Here is an 18,386-nt window from a genome sequence, read left to right as displayed (position 1 = left end):
TTTCAACATGCATGCTGCGCTACGCCTGATCAACCTTCTCACGCTGTTGGCTTGGCCTTTTTTGGCCTGGTTGGCGCTGGCGCAACCACAATGGCATGCGCTGTTCTGGTTACTGGCCGCGCTGTTCGGTCTGCGTTGGTTTACCCTGCGTCGGCAGAAAACCGCATTTAACAACGTGATGGGCTGGCTGGCTCTACTCGGCGCGCTGCTGTGTATCAGCAGCATGACGTTGCGCAGTCAGCATCTGCTGTTGTGGTATCCGGTGGCGGTCAACCTGGCCATGCTGATGATATTTGGCGCGTCATTATGGAGCAGCATGCCGCTGGTTGAACGACTTGCGCGACTGCGTGAATCCACGCTGCCGCCGCAGGCCGTGCGCTATACGCGACGCGTCACGCAAGTCTGGTGCCTGTTTTTTATCTTTAACGGCAGCATAGCGCTGAGCACCTGTTTGATGGGAAATCTTCGCCTGTGGACGCTCTGGAATGGCGGCATCAGCTATCTGTTAATGGGCGCGCTGATGAGCGCCGAATGGCTGGTACGCCAGCGCGTGAGACGCAAAGCATGATCGCACAACCCATTGCTGCGTGGCTAACCGGCGAGGATCGCGAAGTGGCGTGGCGTGGCGATCACACATTGATGTTGAGCACGCTGCGCCGTCAGGTATTGTCGCTTAGCCAGACGTTGCGGAGGCAGCCCGGCACGCAGTGGGCGCTCTGTTTTGATGACAGCTACCGATTTTGCGTCGCGCTGCTGGCAACCTGGTACGCGGAAAAAACACCGGTGATCCCGGGCCATCGTCGCGCTGCGCAGCTCAATGAAATGGGCGATGTGCTGGATGGCGTGATCAGCGATCTGCCGTTAGATATTCATTTGCCGTTGCAACGCTGGCAGGATGATGAAGCTGAAGGTGAACTTCCCGCTTTGCCCGCCGATGCCGCGCTGGTGCTGTTTACCTCAGGTTCAACCGGCGCGCCACGTCGTGTCGTAAAATCACTGGCGGTGCTGGAGCAGGAGTCGCGCTGGCTGGCTGCGCTCTGGGGTGAAAGGCTCACAGATTGCCGCATCCTTGCTTCGGTCAGTCATCAACATCTTTATGGCTTAACCTTTCGCATCATATTGCCTATGGCGTTGGGTCAACCGTTTGCGGCGCAGCAGCTATTCTACAGTGAACAACTGGTTGAACAGCTTCGGCACCCAGATTATCGCCACGCTTTAATCAGTAGCCCCGCATTTTTGCGCCGCCTGGATGATCACTTCCCTGTAGCCGCCTGCACGTTGATTGTTTCAGCGGGCGGGGCGCTGGCCTGGCAGGATGCGCAACATACCCAGCAGACAATGCATTGTCCGGTGAGTGAAATATACGGCAGCACGGAAACCGGCGTGATCGCCTGGCGGCAGCGCGATTCAGACGCCGCAGCCTGGATCTGTTTTCCTGGCGTCAGGCTACAACAGATCGACGATGATCGTTGGCAAGTCTCTTCCGCTCTGATTGAAAACGCTGCAGGTTGGCAGCTCGACGATCGCTTGCAGATTGATGCCGCAGGCCACGTTCAGATAACCGGTCGCCACGATCGCATCGTAAAAATTGAAGATAAACGCATTTCGCTGAGTGAAATCGAACGGCGCTTAATGGCGCTGCCCGGTGTCGTCGATGCCGCCGCGCTGGCTATTACGCGCCACGATCGTCAGGGTATTGGCGTGGTGCTGGCGTTGGCGACGCCGCTTGATGATCATCAGCTAGCGGCGCAGAAAAACGCTGGAAGCAGCATCTGCAACCTTTGCTGGAGTCGGTGGCGCTGCCGCGTTACTGGCGTGTGGTGGCGACCATTCCCGTCACCACACAAAGCAAACGCGCCTGGCCACAAATTGAGGAGCTTTTTCATGTTGCCGGTTGAACGCAGCCGCCAGATTCAGGACAACAGCGTAACCCTAACGCTGTATGTCGCTGCCGATCTGTTCTGGTTTCAAGGCCATTTTCCCACGTTGCCGATTCTGCCTGGCGTAGCGCAACTCGATTGGGTTATGCATTACGCGGTGCAGTGTCTGGCACCCGGCAAACAGTTTGCTGCGGTCGAAAACATCAAATTTCAACAGCCGGTAGCGCCGGATTCGCTGTTGCAACTGCATATTGAGTGGGATGCGACGAAATCCCGCCTCAGCTTTTGTTACAGCCTGCTGCGTGACGGTAACGCGCTGAGCGCCAGCAGCGGAAAAATTCAGCTGTGTTAACACCTAAATTGTCGTCTGACTTCTCACCGTGCGTGGTGATTCCCTGCTACAACCACGGCGCGATGATGGCTTCAGTGCTGGCACGGTTGGCACCTTTTAACCTGCCCGTGATCATTGTGGATGACGGCAGCGAAGCCAGCACCCAACAGCAACTGGAAAGCGTGCGGGCTGAACAGATCACCGTACTGCGGTTAACGCACAATCAGGGCAAAGGTGCGGCGGTAATACAGGGACTGCGAGCTGCCGCTGCGCAGGGTTTTACCCATGCGCTGCAGTTGGATGCCGATGGACAGCACCAGATTGAAGATTGCCCAGCCATGCTGGCGGAAGCGCGGCGTTATCCTGAATGTTTGATCTCCGGTAAGCCGCTTTACGACAGTTCGATCCCCAAGTCACGTTTATATGGGCGCTACATCACCCATTTTTGGGTGTGGATCGAAACGCTGTCGTTTTCGATCAAAGACAGCATGTGCGGCTTTCGCGTCTACCCGTTATCGCCAACGTTGGCGCTGTGCGATCAGCGTGCGATCGGTCAGCGCATGGATTTTGACACTGAAATCATGGTGCGACTCTATTGGCAGGGCACACCAAGTCGCTTTCTCACCACGCGTGTGACTTACCCAGAAACCGGAGTGTCACACTTTGATGCGCTGTATGACAATCTGCGCATCTCCTGGATGCATACGCGCCTGTTTTTCGGCATGTTGCCGCGCATTCCGCGTCTGGTAAACATGCGTCGCCAGCAAAAACATTGGTCCGGCGAACCGGAGCGCCGTGGGCAAGTAGGTCTGCGCTTCATGCTGGCAGTTTATCGTCGCTGTGGCCGCTTACCTTTTCTAATACTGCTGTGGCCGGTGGTGGCGGTTTACTGGCTGAGCGGACAGCGCGCCCGTCACGCTTCACAGCAATGGATCACGCGAGTCAGTGATTACGCCAGCCAACAGCAGGTTACGCTGCCCAAACCGCTTAACAGCTATCGCCATTTTTTGCGATTTGCTGAAGCGATGCTGGATAAGGTAGCCAGTTGGCGTGGCGATTTGCGCTGGGGACGCGATATCGATTTTGGGCCAGGTGCAGAAGCGGTGATCCGTGCGCCCGGCGAACGCGGAAAGCTGATTCTTGCCTCGCATCTGGGTGATATCGAAGCCTGCCGCGCCATGGCAAAACAGGTCAGCGGCTTGGTGATCAACGCCTTGGTATTCACTGACAATGCCCAACGTTTCCGTGCGGTGCTGGAAACTATTGCGCCAGACGCGGGCGTTAATTTGCTGCCGGTTAGCGATATCGGCCCGGAAACAGCCATTCTGCTGCAACAAAAGCTGGATGCGGGCGAATGGATTGCTATCGTCGGCGATCGCACCGCCGTTAACCGTCAGCGCGGCGGGGAGCGTCGCGTAGTCTGGAGCGCGTTTTTGGGTCGTCCCGCACCCTTTCCCCAAGGCCCGTTTGTGTTAGCTGCGGCGCTGCGCTGCCCGGTGTTGTTGATGTTCGCCTTGCGCCAGCAGGGTAAATTACAGATTCATTGCGAACCTTTTGCCGATCCGCTGCTGCTGCCACGCGCACAGCGTCAACAGGCGCTACAGGTCACGGTTGATCGCTATGCGGATCGTCTGGCGCACCATGCACTGCTGGCACCGCTCGACTGGTTTAACTTTTTCGATTTCTGGACGTTGCCCGATGATCGGGTGCGCCATGAGGAGTCCGACAATGCCTGATCACCTGCATACCGTGGAAGTCGCGCTCACGGTCTCTTTTCACGACTGCGATCCGATGGGCGTGGTCTGGCACGGTAACTACTTCCGTTATTTCGAAGTGGCCCGTGAAGCGCTGCTGCGCAGCATTAATTACAGCTACAGCGAAATGGCGGCCAGCGGCTACATCTGGCCGGTGGTCGACACCCGCGTTAAGTATCGCCAGCCGCTGCGCTGTGAGGAACCGATCACCGTCAGCGCCAGCATCACCGAATATGAAAACCGGTTACGCATCGACTACCAGGTCCGCAATGCGGCAGGGGAGATCACCACCAAAGCGCACACTTTGCAGGTTGCGGTGGAGCAGGCAACAGAAACCTTATGCTTTGTTACGCCCGATATTTTGCTGGAACGCCTAGGGGTGAAAGAATGCTAAAAATTATCGTTGCCAGTTTGCTACTGTGGGCCAGCGCGGCCAGCGCGGCCAGCGCCGTCACGCTGGAACAGTTACAGCAGCGCTTTGCCAGTCAACCGATCATTCGCGCAGATTTTGTTCAAACACGCACCATTTCCGGCATGGCGCAGCCGCTGGTATCACATGGCAACCTGCTGATCGCGCAACAACAAGGACTGTGGTGGCATCAAACAACGCCGTTTGTCATGACGCTGCTGCTTGATGATAAGCGCATGGTACAAACGCTGAATAATCAGCCGCCGCAAGTCATCACTTCAGACAGTAATCCACAAATGTTCCAGTTCAATCATTTGTTGCGCGCGCTGTTTCAGGCAGATGAGAAAGTCTTGAAAGAGAACTTTACGCTCGATTTTCAGGACAACGGCAACCAGCGCTGGACGCTGGGACTCACGCCTAAAGCCGCGCCGCTTAACATGATATTTAATCGTATCGATCTGGCGGGCAGCGAATTTCTCGAACGTATCGATTTGGATGACAAGCAGGGTGATAAGACCCACATTCAACTCAGCAACACGCGCATTAAGCCGCCGCAATTAAGTGACGAGGAGCGCACACGTTTTGCCGGGCCGTAATGATAAATTCTTCGCCGCGCTGTGGTTAGTGGTTTGCATGGTGTTAGCTGTCGCCTTGGTGCTGCTGTTGCCGCGCAGCCATCTCAACAGCAGCGTACTGGCGTTGTTGCCGCAGCAAAACCTCGGTGCCGCGCCTGCGGAGTTGCAGGAAGGTTTTATGCAGCGGCTGGATCGACAAATGGTCTGGCTGGTATTACCAGGAAAAACCGACGATCCCGCAGTAGCGCGCTGGTGGCTTGAGCAATTACGCGCTTTGCCTGCACTCAAACAGGTGCAGGGCGATCTCAATGAAAATCAGCAGCAGCAGTGGGGCCGTTTTGCCTGGCAACATCGTAACGGTCTGATTGATGATGCAACCCGTGCACGATTGCAAAACGGCGGCGATGCGCAAGCTGATTGGCTGTTAGGCCAACTCTTTTCCGCCTTTTCTGGGGTAGGCAGCAAGGAGTTACAAAACGATCCGCTGATGCTGGTACGAGGCTCACAGCTGGCACTTCAGCAAAATGCCGATCGCATGATGCTGCACAATGGCTGGCTAACGGTGCAGGATAAGCAAGGCCAACGCGGCTATTTCCTGCATGGCGAACTGGCAAATAATGCGTTTAGCATTACGCAGAGCCATCAACTTGTGTCGCAACTCAGGCAGCTTGAAAAAGCGCTAAAACAGCGCTGGCCGCAGGCACAACTGCTTACGCGCGGCACGGTACTGTTCAGTGATGATGCCAGCCAGCGTGCGCAACACGATGTTGAAACACTCGGCACAATAACCGTGGGCGGCGTGTTGATACTGGTGCTTTTGGTGTTCCGCTCGTTGCGCCCATTGCTGCTATGCCTCGCATCGGTCGCCATTGGCGCGATGGCGGGCACGGTCGCCACGCTGCTCTGTTTTGGCGAGCTGCACATCATGACGCTGGTGATGAGCCTGAGCATTGTCGGCATCTCTGCCGATTACACGCTCTACTACCTCACCGAACGCATGGTACATGGTGAACACGCCACGCCGTGGCAGAGTCTACGCAAAGTGCGCGGTACGCTGCTGCTGGCGTTAGCCACCACCGCGATTGCCTGGCTATTAATGCTGCTGGCGCCTTTTCCGGGTCTGCGTCAGTTGGCGGTTTTTGCGGCCAGCGGTTTAACGGCATCCTGTTTAACGGTGATTTTTCTCTATCCGTGGTTGGTGCGCGGTTTACCGGTTCGTCCTGTGCCGTTGATGGTGCCGCTTGCGCGCTGGTTAGCCGCGTGGCGTCGCCGCAAAGCGTTGCGAATTGGCTTGCCGCTGGCGATGGCGATTTACGCGCTGGGCGGTATGGTGCAATTAAAGGTGGATGATGATATTGCCCATCTACAAAGCGCGCCGGCCCATCTGCTCGAACAGGATCGCCAACTGGCGGATTTGACAGGTCAACGCGCCGATCAAACTTGGTTTGTGGTGTGGGGCGATAACGCACAGCAGACGCTGCAGCGTTTAGCGCAGCTGGTGCCAGATTTAAAACAGGCGCAGCAGCAAGGTGTGCTGCAAAACTTCCGTTTACTGCCGTTACGTTCGCTGGAACAGCAGCAACAAGACATTGCTACCCTGCAACAGGCCGCACCGAAGATCGTGGCGCGGCTAAAACAGGCGGGGATCAGCGTGCCCGCACCCGATCTTCAACCGATGACGGTAACGCCAGAAGCCTGGCTGAACAGTCCGCTGAGTGAAGGCTGGCGACTGTTATGGCTGTCGCTGCCTGACGGGCGCAGCGGCGTGCTGGTGCCGACCAGCGGCGTAAAAAATAGCGCGGCGCTCAGTGCGCTGGCGCAAAAATATCCAGGCGTAAGTTGGGTCGATCGTAAGGCCAGCTACGATACGCTTTTCAGCTTCTGGCGCTCGCTGTTGAGCGGCTTACTGTTGCTGGCGTTAGCGCTGATTGCGCTGAGCTACGTGCTGCGTTTAGGCCTTAAAGCGGGTTTGCGCAGTGCATTGCCTTCATTGCTGTCGCTGGCAACCGCGTTGGCAACGTTGGGCTGGATGGGCGCGTCATTGAATCTGTTCGCGCTGTTGGCATTGATTCTGGTGCTGGGCATTGGCATTAATTACACCTTGTTCTTTAGCAATCCGCAGGGTACGCCGCTGACTTCACTGTTGGCGGTCTCGCTGGCGATGATGACAACGTTGCTGACGTTGGGCATGTTGGTTTTCAGCAGCACCAGCGCCATTGCTGGTTTTGGTACCGTGTTGTGCAGCGGTATTTTTAGCGCCTTTCTGCTCTCACCGCTGGCCATGCGGCCCACTAAATTGAGGAAAAAAGATGATTCGCGCAGCGATGATGTTGATATTCAGTCTGCTGCTCAGCGCCTGCGCCAACCCTAAGCCAGATAATACGCAGCCTACCGCCTGGCTGAAGCCTGGCGTGAAGATTATGCTGCCACCGCCGGGCATCACGCCTGCATTTCAACAGCAGCAACTGTTAACCGGCCAGATAAAAGGAACCCGCCAGTCGCTGCTGGTGTTGCTGAGCGCCGATGCGCAGAAAATAGAATTAGCGGGCTTATCATCGGTGGGGATTCGCTTGTTCCGTGTCAGTTACGATGCCAGGGGCATTCATACGCAACAGCTGATGCCGCTGCCCAATATGCCGCCCGCCAGTCAGGTATTGGCCGATATTATGTTGAGTCACTGGCCGATTGCGGTATGGCAAAAACAGCTGCCGCGCGGCTGGACGCTACAAGACAAAGGATTGAAGCGCGTGCTGCGAGATGCCGATAACCAGGTCGTGACGGAGATTACCTATCTACAACGCGGCGAGCGCCGTGAGCCGATCACCCTTCAGCAGCACGCGTTTGGTTACCTGATTCAAATTCAACATTTGGATGCATCATGATCTACATTTCTGCATTCGGGATGCTCAATGCGCTTGGGAACAATAATCAGCAGATTGCCGCGAACCTGATCAGCGGTATTGCGCCTGGTATGCGTGAGCATGAAGGCTGGCTAACGACGGACAAACGCTGCTGGCTGGGTGCGGTAGAGGCCAAGTTGCCTGCTATACCCGCTGCCTTTGCTGCGCATGACACCCGTAATAATCAGCTGCTGCTGGCGGCGTTAGCGCAAATTCGTCCAGCGCTGGATGCTGCTGTTGCGAAATATGGTGCCGATCGCGTTGCGATCGTGTTGGGAACCAGCACCTCGGGTGTTGACGAAGGCGATCAGCAGATTCGTGGCGATCGCCAGCACTACCATTACCAGATGCAAGAATTGGGCGATCCATCGCGCTTTCTGGCGCAATATCTGCAACTCAATGGCCCAGCCTATACCATCTCCACCGCCTGTTCTTCCAGCGCTCGTGCGCTGATCAGCGGCGAACGTTTGATTGCTGCAGGGTTGGCGGATGTTGCCCTTGTAGGCGGTGCAGATTCACTAAGCCGCATGCCGGTTAACGGCTTCGCCAGTCTCGAATCACTTTCTGAACGCCGCTGCGTGCCGTTTAGCCGTGAGCGCGATGGCATTTCGATTGGTGAGGGGGCCGCACTGATGCTGTTAACGCGAGAACCGCAGCCGTTAGCGCTGTTGGGCGCGGGCGAATCTTCTGATGCCTGGCATATGTCTGCGCCGCATCCAGAAGGTGAGGGCGCAGAGCGCGCCATGCGCATGGCGCTGCAACAGGCGGGTTTAGCGCCGCAGGATATCGGCTACATCAACCTGCATGGCACCGCGACGCCGCTTAACGATCAGATGGAAGCGTTAGTGATCCATCGCCTGTTTGGCAGTGATGTACCCTGCAGTTCGACGAAACACCTTACCGGGCACACGCTCGGTGCAGCGGGCGTGTGCGAAGCCGCGCTCAGCGCGTTGATTCTCAGCGAGAATCTGCCGTTGCCGGCGCAAGATTTTTCTGTCGCCGCTCGCGACGAAAGCCTGGCAGAGTGCGGCCTGCTGCTGCACTCTCAGCCGCTGGCGCGTCCGATTATCGCGTCCAACTCGTTTGCTTTCGGTGGCAATAATACCTGTTTAATTTTGGGACGGTGCGATGACAATTAAGGGTTGTGCTGCGGATTTTTTGCCGCATGAAACGCCTATGGTGCTGGTCGAACAGCTGATTGCGGTGGATGAAGAAAGCGTGCATTGCCGAGTGACAACGGCCAAAACAGGCGTGCTGGCTCCTTTTCTTAATCAGCAGGGTGAACTGCCCGCGTGGTTTGGCGTAGAGATCATGGCGCAAACCGTTGGTGTCTGGTCTGGCTGGCAAGCGAAACGTGCCGGAGCAATCCTTATCCAGCCAGGCATGCTGTTGGGCGGGCGCGGCTGGCGGGCAACGCAGCCCCATTTCCCGGCTAACGCAACGCTGGATATCACTATGCGGCTACTGATGCGCGACGATCGGATGGGCAGTTTTGAGGGCGAAATCCATTATGGCGATCTGCTGCTGGCCAACGGACGCCTGAATACCTATCAACCGAATGAAGAAGAGCTACAGCAACTGATGTCACAAGGAAATCAGCCATGAGAGGTTCTGTATTGGTAACGGGCGCCAGTAAAGGCATTGGCCGCGCTATCGCGCTGCGCCTGGCGCAGGACGGCTTCGAACTGGTGGTGCATTACAATCGCGACCGTGCGGGCGCTGAACACACGTTGCAGCACATCGTGGAGCAGGGTGGAACCGGGCGGGTGCTGGGTTTTGATGTTGCCGATCGCGCCGCGACCCGCAGCGTTCTGGAGGCGGATATTGAGCAGCATGGTGCCTATTACGGCGTTATCAGCAATGCAGGGATCACCCGGGATGGCGCTTTCCCTGCGCTAACAGAATCTGAGTGGGATGATGTGATTCATACCAATCTCGACAGCTTTTATAATGTGATTCACCCCTGCGTGATGCCCATGATTGGTCTGCGTCGTGGCGGTCGGATCATCACACTGTCGTCGGTTTCTGGCATGATGGGCAATCGCGGCCAGGTCAATTACAGCGCGGCAAAAGCGGGCATCATCGGCGCAACCAAAGCGCTGGCGATTGAACTGGCAAAACGTAAAATCACCGTAAACTGCATCGCGCCCGGCCTGATTGATACCGGCATGGAAGGGCTTGAACCGCGAGTCGTTGAGGAAGCACTGAAAATTATTCCGATGAAACGCATGGGCGCAGCGGATGAAGTGGCGGGATTAGCCAGCTATTTGATGTCTGACATTGCAGGTTATGTCACGCGTCAGGTGATTTCGATTAACGGAGGCATGCTGTGATTCAGCGCGTAGTTGTCACGGGCATGGGCGGTGTCACCGCTTTTGGCGAGCAATGGCAGGCGGTCGCGGCACGTATTCTTGCAGGTAAAAACGCAGTGCGGCAGATGCCGGAATGGCAAGTTTATGATGGGCTGCACACGCTGTTAGGCGCGCCGATTGATGATTTTACCTTGCCTGCGCACTATACCCGTAAACGTATTCGCGCCATGGGCCGCGTCTCGCTGCTGGCTACCCGCGCCACCGAACTGGCTTTGGAACAGGCTGGGCTGATCGATCATCCGGTACTGACCAATGGTGAAACCGGCATTGCTTATGGCTCTTCCACCGGCAGCACCGGGCCGGTGAGCGAATTCGCCACTATGCTGACTGAAAAGCACACCAACAATATTACCGGCACCACCTATGTGCAGATGATGCCGCACACCGCCGCCGTGAATGCCGGTCTGTTTTTTGGTTTACGTGGTCGTGTGATCCCCACTTCCAGCGCCTGTACCTCGGGCAGCCAGGCGATTGGCTATGCGTGGGAAGCGATTCGCCACGGCTACCAAACGGTGATGGTAGCCGGTGGCGCAGAGGAGTTATGTCCTTCTGAAGCGGCGGTATTCGATACGCTATTTGCCACCAGCCAGCGCAATGACGCACCGCAAAGTACCCCTTCGCCATTCGATCAGCATCGTGATGGATTGGTGATTGGCGAAGGTGCGGGTACCCTGATTCTCGAATCGCTGGAACATGCGCAGGCGCGTGGCGCAACAATTTACGCCGAGCTGGTGGGGTTCCACACCAATTGCGATGCGGCACATATTACGCAGCCGCAGCGCGAAACCATGCAAATCTGCATTGAGCGTGCACTGAAAAGTGCCGGGCTGGAAGCCTCACAAATTGGCTATATTAATGCGCACGGCACAGCCACCGATCGGGGTGATATTGCTGAAAGCCTGGCAACTGCAGCCGTGTTTGGCGACCAAACGCCCGTCTCTTCGTTGAAATCCTATTTTGGTCACACGCTGGGCGCGTGCGGTGCGCTGGAAGCCTGGATGAGCATTCAGATGATGCGCGAAGGCTGGTTTGCACCGACGCTGAATCTGACGCAGCCTGCACAAGAATGCGGTGCGCTGGACTACATTATCGGTGAGCCGCGTAAGCTGGAAACCGATTTTATCCAGACCAACAATTTCGCCTTTGGCGGCATTAATACCTCGCTTATCTTCAAACGCTGGCGCGACGCCTGATCAAGTGCGCTGCTTCGGCAGCGCCTTCACTGTTTTTTCATCCGTTATCAGACTGTAAATCCTGCGCTTTAGCATAAGATTTTTCTTGCATTCACTTCCGCCCCGCGCATAATCGCAAACCGCAATAATAATGATTCTCAGTATATTTACCATTAGGGAACGACGATGCGCCAACTTCTTTCAACCCCAGGATTCAAACCGACGCTGCTCGCTATTTTCGTCAGCGCCGGTTGTTTGCCAGTGATGGCTCAGACTACGACGACGAATAACGCTGCCAGTGATGCAGCAGCGGACAATAAAGAACAGACCTTAACCGTGGTGGCGACACCGGAAAATGATTTTAAAGCGGGTGGCAACGATTTGGTGCCCGCTTATCTCGATGGGCAAATTGCTCACGGCGGTCGCCTGGGCATGCTCGGCGAGCAAAAAGCGATGGACGTGCCGTTCAACGTCATCGGCTTTACCTCAAAAATGATCCAGGACCAGCAGGCGCATACCATCGCTGACGTGGTGAAAAACGATGCTGGCGTGCAGAGCGTGAAGGGCTACGGCAACTTTGCTGAAAGCTACCGCATCCGTGGCTTCCTGATGGATGGCGATGACATGACCTTTGGCGGCTTGCCCGGCGTGGTGCCACGTCAGGTAATGGATACGGCGTTGATCGATCGCGTTGAGATCTTTAAAGGTGCAAACAGTTTGCTGAACGGCTCAGCCACCGGCGCGGTTGGCGGTATGATCAACCTTGAACCGAAACATGCAGATGATGTGCCTTTGACGCGCGTCGGCGTGGATTACACCACCTCCTCGCAGGTGGGGACCAATGTCGATATCGGTCGACGCTTTGGCGATAACAACCAGTTCGGTGTGCGGGTGAACGCGGTGCATCGTGAAGGTGAAACCGGCGTAGATGACGAGAAGAAAAGAACCACCGCCGCGTCGATCGGCCTTGATTATCGGGGCGATCGTCTGCGCACGTCACTTGATGTGGGTTATCAGAAAAAGACCTTCCACGACGGTGGATTAGGCGTGAACATCAGCGGTATCGACTTTATTCCTGCGGTGCCGTCAAACTCGCATAACTACAGCCAAAAATGGGTGTACAGCGATATGGAGTCCGAATTTGGTATCGCCAAAGCGGAATACGATATCACTAATAACTGGACAGCTTACGCAGGCTTGGGCGCGCAGCATGCCCATGAAACCGGCAACTACGCCACGCCAAAGATCACCAACAGCAACGGTGATGCAACCATTGCCACCTTCAACACTAACCGCATTCAAGACAACATGAGCGGCATGGTGGGATTACGTGGCAATTTCGATACCGGCTTCGTCTCGCACAAAGTGAACATTGGCTATTCGGCGCTGACCACCAATGCCAAAAATGCTTACGGCATGGCGTTGAGCGGCGCATCAACCAATATCTATCACACCAACGATATCGCAGAACCCGCCGTGAACTTTAGCGGTGGTAATTTCTCTGATCCGCTGACCACCGCACGCTCGCGTACGCAAGGCTATTTGCTCAGCGATACCTTGGGCCTGTTTGATGATTCGCTGCTGTTTACAGTGGGTGCGCGTCATCAGAAAGTGGTGGTGCGTAACTACGCTTACGGCACGGGCGCAGAGGATGTCGCTTCGCGTTATGACAACAGCCGTTGGATGCCAACGTATGGCGTGGTCTACAAGCCGTGGGAGACCGTTTCTCTCTATGCGAACCACACCGAAGCACTGCAACCCGGTGAAGTCGCGCCACAAGGCAGCAGCAACTACGGTTCTGTCACGGGCATCGCGCATTCGAAGCAGAATGAAATTGGCGTGAAAACGGATTTCGGCCGGATTGGCGGCTCGCTGGCACTGTTTGAAATCAAGAAGCCTTCCGGCATTCTCAACGGTGACAACGCCTACGTAATGGATGGCGAACAGCGCCATCGTGGTGTTGAAACCAACATCTTCGGCGAGCCGGTATTAGGTTTTCGCTTGAATGCCAGCGCAACCTGGATCGATCCGGTCATGCAAAAAACCGAGGGTGGCACCTACGACGGCAAGCAGGCGGTGGGCGTTCCTCGCTACGATTACCAGTTGGGCGCAGAATATGATATCAAACCGGTTGAAGGACTGACCGCAACCGCCTTGCTGAACCACACCGGTTCACAATGGGCAGATTCTGCGAATACCAAGAAAATTGACAGCTACACCACCTTGGATCTGGGTTTGCGTTACCGCACCAAAGTTAACCAGAGCGATATGGTTTGGCGTGTCGGTGTTGAGAACGTAACCAATGAGAAATATTGGGCCAACATTGATGACAGCGGCACGTATTTATCACAAGGTGATGGACGTACGCTGAAAGTCGGTATGAGCTACGACTTCTAATCAACCTGAGTTTCATCGCAACGGGGCGCATCATGCGCCCCGTTTATTTTGCGAATAAATCTGATCAATCAAACGGATTCCTTTACACTGTTGCGCGCCGTACCTTAAACAGGTTCATCCCATTCTGTAGAGATTTCATGTCAGCACCTTCACCACCGGACAAACACGACGAACCTTTGCGTCAATCTTTAGACGATGCCCAGTTCGCCATTGTGGTGCTTGTTGTGACCTCAGTGACGTTGATTATCTTCGTATTGATGGTTACGCTCTGGATGAGTTGAGAGGTCAGGCGTGAAAAGGACATTCATCAGGAGAAGGCAATGGAAAACAGAGATGACAAACTGATTGCGATTATTGGCCTGCTGGCTGCGTGTCTGATTGGGGTTACGTTCCTGTTTACCATGACCTGGCTCACCGATGTGCGCCATCCCACCGATCCTTCTCTTGACGTGCAATCCTGCTCCCCAAGCCTCACCCGCCAATCTCTCATCCATCCTGATCGCGTTTTTCATATTTGATCTGTTGGCTACGTAATACCAGCGCCAGCCCCTCATGCAGGGTGCGATTACCATTGGGATCGCCTAATCCCAGCAGCGGATCTGGCGAGCGGCGATCATCAGCCCAGGCGGGATATTCCACCACCGGGTAAAGCGAAACGCCCTCGATGGCAATCCCATTTTCCAGCGCCACCGACACATTTTCACTGACTTCCTGCAACCAGGTTGCGCCTGCATTGCCTTCTGCGCCGGTTTCTGCCAGCAGCATGGGACGTTGATAACGCTGCCAGCACTGCGCGAGCAGCGTATGCAGCGGCACCCTTGAGGGATGATCGGCTTCCATGGGGAGATCCGGGAAAAACCAGTGATTGTCGGGATAATAATTCAAACCCAGGATGTCGAGACACGCTTCGCTGCCGCCTAACTCTTTATCGAGGCGACCCGCTAACATATCCCAGGCTTCGAACTGCGCCTGATGTTGCGCATTGGCATAAGGTTTACTGTCTGGGTTGTCGGGATGTGTGGCGATCTGCACCAGCGGATCGGTTAATACAAAGCGGGCGTCGGGATAGACTTCACGAATAGCGTGAATGGCTGCCAGCGAAGCGCGCACCAGCTGTCGCTTCAGCTCTTTGCCGCGATTCGCCACGTGAGGATTAAACCAGGCAACGTCAGCGCCAGCCCATGACCAAAACGAGATTTGATTGATGGGCGTAAAGAAAGGCTGCTCGATGCCGTGGTCTCGCATTAGCTGTGCCATGGCGCGGGCGAAGCGTTCGAAATGCTCGACAAATTCTGCTTTCCAGATATTGAGATGATCGGGATAGCCAAAATGCGCCAGCTCCCAGATAATTTGCAGATTATGACGCTGTGCCGCCTCGATCATCGGCAGGAAAGAGTGCCAGTCATAGACATCGGGCGTTTTCTCAATCAAATGCCAGCGAGCACCGTCGCGCGCCGTCAAAATGTGCTGTTCCACCAGCGTGGCGTAATCTTTATTTAGCAACATGTCATGACCACTGGAGATCACCATGTCCAGCCTTTTTCCTGGCGCACGACAGGCGGTGGAGCAGGGAAGCTGCCCTGAAAGAAGCTGCGAAACAGGTGGGGATGATGGCGATGTGAACCTTCGGTAAGGGATTGCTGCGTCATTTTCCTCTCCTTCCAGGCAATTGCCGGTCACAGATGGTTCGGCTAAGTCTAGACTAAAAACATCAACAGCCGTGTAGTGAAGTCGGAAGGCTCGCATAGCGTGTTTCCTCAGACCGGTGAATAATAAAAATAACTGCATCATTCAGGGAATTAACATGACCGAAGCTTTTGACCTGCATCCGACCACTCTTTGTGAGAGCTGGCTGGAACAGCGGCTTAAACCGCAGCGAGTGCACCGTGCCGACCTCAGCGGGATTCATCCGCTCAGCGATGGGCTGGACGCCTTCGCCGCCCGCTATATGCTGATTGAAAAAGCTGAACGCTCGCTCGATATTCAGTACTACATCTGGCAAAACGACATGTCGGGGAGATTGCTGTTTAGCGCCCTGTTGGACGCCGCAGAACGCGGAGTAAAAGTCCGTTTGCTGCTGGATGACAACAATACGCCGGGCCTGGATGAAACCCTGGCGCAGCTCGATCGTCACCCCAATATCACCGTCAGGCTCTTCAATCCTTTCTCATTTCGAACCCTGCGCGCGCTGGGTTACCTGACTGATTTCGCACGTCTTAACCGCCGTATGCACAATAAAAGTTTTACCGTTGATGGCATTACCACGTTGGTGGGCGGACGTAATATTGGTGATGAATATTTCGGAACCGGTAATGAACCGCTGTTTGCAGATCTCGATGTTATGGCCATTGGGCCGGTTGTAGAAGAGGTCAGCAAAGATTTTGAGCGCTATTGGAAAAGCAAACCGGTATCGCCGTTGAAAAAGGTGCTGGATGAAACCAGCGATGACAAAAGCGCGGTGCGTTTGCCGGAAGCCTGGCGCCACAGCGAAGCCGTTCAGGTCTACCTCAAACGGCTGGATAATTCTGCGTTTGTCAGCCAACTCGAACAGGGCACCCTGGAGCTGACATGGGCGAAATCTCGTTTGCTCAGCGACGATCCGCGTAAAGGTTTAGGCAAAGCAAAGCGCAAAAGCTTGCTGCCGCAGCGCATGTTGGAAGTGATAGGTACGCCGCAGCATCAATTCGATATTATTTCAGCCTATTTTGTGCCGACGCGAGCGGGCGTGGCGCAGCTACTGGCCTTAAAGCGTAAAGGGGTGAAAATCGCCATTCTGACCAATTCGCTGGCGGCGAATGATGTCTCCATTGTGCATGCGGGTTACGCTAAATGGCGCAAGAAACTATTACGTCACGGTATCGCGCTGTATGAACTTAAACCGCAATCCGCCTTGCAGGATGCGCCACACGATCGCGGTTTGACCGGTAATTCGGGTTCGAGTTTGCATGCCAAAACCTTTTCGGTCGATCAAAAAACGTTGTTTATTGGCTCGTTTAATTTTGACCCACGTTCAGCAGAACTCAACACGGAAATGGGATTAGTGATTGAAAGCGAATCGCTGGCAATGAAAACCCATCAGCGCTTCATTGATTCAATGCGCGATCGTGCCTGGACACTACGACTGGATAAGTGGGGCAGGGTAAACTGGCTTGAGTATCCGAACGAATCAGAAGAAGTGGTGCATAAACATGAACCGGGCTGTTCGCTGTGGCAGCGATTGCAGGTGCGATTAGTCTGGCGTTTGCCTATTGAATGGCTGCTTTAAAAAAGCGATCCCCAACGGGATCGCTTTTTTATTATTTGTTCTGCGGCTTACCGGAGAACAAGAAGCGCAGCAGCGGAATGCGCAGGTGAATCTCATACAACAGAAAGGCGATGCCAAACACCATTATCAGGCCAACGAAAAAGCCCAGCGTGTTGTTGCTGATGTGCGGCGTAATATAAATGCCATACAGCAACGTCAGGGGATGGTGGACCAAATAGATAAACAGCGAAGCATTGACCAGATACATGATGCGCGGCGAATGTGAGTTCAGCAGCTTATGGCCGAAGCAGAAGCAGACGTTGAGCATACACAAGCCCATCAGGGTGGAGATCAGCGCATCCAGTTCATATAACCAACCTTCACCACTGCTCATCCGCTGATTTGCGCAGTAGGCAACAAACACCACAATTGCGCCAAAGCACATCACGGGATTGAATCGTACAAATAACTGCTTCAGCGCCTTATGCTTCCACGACAGCGCGCCAAGCATGAAGAAAGGCATAAAGAACAGTGATTGCATCACCCCAATACTGAACAAGCCATTCATTAACCAGTCAGGCTGGAAAAGAAAGATCGCACGGCGGAACAGGCACCATAACAACGCCCACGCCATAACGCCTAAGGTCAGCGAACCCCAACCCACACGTTGGTAATCAATGGCGTGTTTTTGATCGCGTAACCAGCGGAACGTCAGCATGCCCAGCGTGGTTAGCACCACCAACACCACCAGAAACCACAGGTGAGAGATTAACTCCCACATCAGGTTATTAAATTTCTCGTACAGACTAAAATTATCCCAGCCAGACAATTTCTGCGTCCACTCTTTGAGCATAAAAAATTGCGGCAGAGTGATCAGCGGAATGGCAGTGAGCAGCGGAATGCCGACACGCTCCAACCGTACTTTTAAAAACCGCTGCGGCTGATAGCGCAAATAGAGCATGTAGGAGAAATAGCCGGAGATGACAAAAAAGACCTGCATACGGAAGGCGTGAATAAAATCATTAAACAGCGTCAACCATAATGAAGCGTCGGTACTGTTAACTGCCCATTTTTGCGTGGAATAAATCAGGGAAACGTGAAATGGAACCCCTAATAACATCAAATAAGCCCGAATGGAGTCGAGAAAATATTCACGTTCAGGTTTTGCTGTACTCATAAAGTTCCTGTTCGTTAGTACGTTGTGAGTCTGTTTTAGCCAGTTTCGCCCTGAAACCGGATTATGCCGGAGTGAAATTCTACCTGTGATAAACGAGGTATACTATCAGCTAAATCTGTATCGTTTAATTGTCCTAAAATCACACATCTGGCTTACGAATAAAGGGAACATTCTT

General features: G+C 54.6%; 16 protein-coding genes and 2 pseudogenes. 16 read left to right on the top strand and 2 right to left on the bottom strand.

Features of this window, described 5'->3' with window-relative positions; genetic code table 11:
• Positions 1-7 precede the first annotated feature (7 nt).
• The 15 genes and pseudogenes from KQP84_RS14925 (at position 8) to KQP84_RS14855 (ending at position 14,308) form a co-directional block, all read left to right on the top strand.
• On the top strand, positions 8-568 hold the full coding sequence (locus tag KQP84_RS14925; protein ID WP_215847119.1) for a COG4648 family protein: 561 nt from the start codon (positions 8-10) through the stop codon (positions 566-568).
• Positions 565-1,898: pseudogene (locus KQP84_RS14920) on the top strand (AMP-binding protein). Before KQP84_RS14925 ends, KQP84_RS14920 begins: the two are co-directional and overlap by 4 nt.
• The gene (locus KQP84_RS26220; RefSeq protein WP_215847118.1) at positions 1,885-2,232 is read left to right on the top strand and encodes a 3-hydroxyacyl-ACP dehydratase FabZ family protein; all 348 of its coding nucleotides are present in this window, start codon (positions 1,885-1,887) and stop codon (positions 2,230-2,232) included. The pseudogene KQP84_RS14920 and the gene KQP84_RS26220 overlap by 14 nt, the downstream one beginning before the upstream one ends.
• The gene (locus tag KQP84_RS14910; protein WP_215847117.1) at positions 2,226-3,947 is read left to right on the top strand and encodes a glycosyltransferase family 2 protein; all 1,722 of its coding nucleotides are present in this window, start codon (positions 2,226-2,228) and stop codon (positions 3,945-3,947) included. Before KQP84_RS26220 ends, KQP84_RS14910 begins: the two co-directional genes overlap by 7 nt.
• The gene (locus tag KQP84_RS14905) at positions 3,940-4,359 is read left to right on the top strand and encodes an acyl-CoA thioesterase (RefSeq protein WP_215847116.1); all 420 of its coding nucleotides are present in this window, start codon (positions 3,940-3,942) and stop codon (positions 4,357-4,359) included. The genes KQP84_RS14910 and KQP84_RS14905 overlap by 8 nt, the downstream gene beginning before the upstream one ends.
• Positions 4,353-4,970 (top strand): outer membrane lipoprotein carrier protein LolA, encoded by a 618-nt coding sequence (locus tag KQP84_RS14900; RefSeq protein WP_215847115.1) that lies wholly within the window; start codon positions 4,353-4,355, stop codon positions 4,968-4,970. Before KQP84_RS14905 ends, KQP84_RS14900 begins: the two co-directional genes overlap by 7 nt.
• Positions 4,957-7,320 (top strand): MMPL family transporter, encoded by a 2,364-nt coding sequence (locus KQP84_RS14895; protein WP_215847114.1) that lies wholly within the window; start codon positions 4,957-4,959, stop codon positions 7,318-7,320. Before KQP84_RS14900 ends, KQP84_RS14895 begins: the two co-directional genes overlap by 14 nt.
• The gene (locus tag KQP84_RS14890; RefSeq protein WP_215847113.1) at positions 7,259-7,831 is read left to right on the top strand and encodes a DUF3261 domain-containing protein; all 573 of its coding nucleotides are present in this window, start codon (positions 7,259-7,261) and stop codon (positions 7,829-7,831) included. Before KQP84_RS14895 ends, KQP84_RS14890 begins: the two co-directional genes overlap by 62 nt.
• Complete coding sequence (locus KQP84_RS14885; RefSeq protein WP_215847112.1) at positions 7,828-8,988, top strand: beta-ketoacyl-[acyl-carrier-protein] synthase family protein; 1,161 nt, start codon at positions 7,828-7,830, stop codon at positions 8,986-8,988. Before KQP84_RS14890 ends, KQP84_RS14885 begins: the two co-directional genes overlap by 4 nt.
• Positions 8,978-9,454, top strand: a complete 477-nt coding sequence (locus tag KQP84_RS14880) for a hotdog family protein (RefSeq protein ID WP_215847111.1) — start codon at positions 8,978-8,980, stop codon at positions 9,452-9,454. Before KQP84_RS14885 ends, KQP84_RS14880 begins: the two co-directional genes overlap by 11 nt.
• Positions 9,451-10,182, top strand: a complete 732-nt coding sequence (locus tag KQP84_RS14875) for a 3-ketoacyl-ACP reductase FabG2 (protein ID WP_215847110.1) — start codon at positions 9,451-9,453, stop codon at positions 10,180-10,182. The genes KQP84_RS14880 and KQP84_RS14875 overlap by 4 nt, the downstream gene beginning before the upstream one ends.
• Positions 10,179-11,414, top strand: a complete 1,236-nt coding sequence (locus KQP84_RS14870; protein WP_215847109.1) for a beta-ketoacyl-ACP synthase — start codon at positions 10,179-10,181, stop codon at positions 11,412-11,414. Before KQP84_RS14875 ends, KQP84_RS14870 begins: the two co-directional genes overlap by 4 nt.
• A gap of 165 nt (positions 11,415-11,579) precedes the next feature.
• Positions 11,580-13,790 (top strand): TonB-dependent receptor, encoded by a 2,211-nt coding sequence (locus tag KQP84_RS14865; RefSeq protein WP_215847108.1) that lies wholly within the window; start codon positions 11,580-11,582, stop codon positions 13,788-13,790.
• Positions 13,791-13,927: 137 nt separating this feature from the next.
• Positions 13,928-14,071, top strand: coding sequence for a hypothetical protein (locus tag KQP84_RS14860; RefSeq protein ID WP_215847107.1), 144 nt, complete (start codon positions 13,928-13,930; stop codon positions 14,069-14,071).
• 39 nt (positions 14,072-14,110) lie between these two features.
• The gene (locus tag KQP84_RS14855) at positions 14,111-14,308 is read left to right on the top strand and encodes a hypothetical protein (RefSeq protein WP_215847106.1); all 198 of its coding nucleotides are present in this window, start codon (positions 14,111-14,113) and stop codon (positions 14,306-14,308) included.
• On the opposite strand, the pseudogene KQP84_RS14850 reads toward KQP84_RS14855, so the two are convergent.
• Positions 14,277-15,439, bottom strand: a pseudogene (locus tag KQP84_RS14850) (beta-glucosidase). The gene KQP84_RS14855 and the pseudogene KQP84_RS14850 overlap by 32 nt on opposite strands.
• A gap of 155 nt (positions 15,440-15,594) precedes the next feature.
• On the opposite strand from KQP84_RS14850, the gene KQP84_RS14845 reads away from it, so the two are divergent.
• Entirely contained in the window at positions 15,595-17,055 is a 1,461-nt protein-coding gene (locus tag KQP84_RS14845) for a phospholipase D family protein (RefSeq protein ID WP_215847105.1), read from the top strand.
• 31 nt (positions 17,056-17,086) lie between these two features.
• On the opposite strand, the gene mdoC is transcribed toward KQP84_RS14845, so the two are convergent.
• Positions 17,087-18,211, bottom strand: a complete 1,125-nt coding sequence (gene mdoC, locus KQP84_RS14840) for a glucans biosynthesis protein MdoC (protein ID WP_215847104.1) — start codon at positions 18,209-18,211, stop codon at positions 17,087-17,089.
• Positions 18,212-18,386: the final 175 nt, after the last annotated feature.

Source organism: Candidatus Pantoea bituminis, assembly GCF_018842675.1.
Taxonomy (GTDB): domain Bacteria; phylum Pseudomonadota; class Gammaproteobacteria; order Enterobacterales; family Enterobacteriaceae; genus Pantoea; species Pantoea phytostimulans.
Note: the sequence above shows the minus strand (reverse complement) of the source record. Positions and strands in the feature narration are given on the sequence as shown.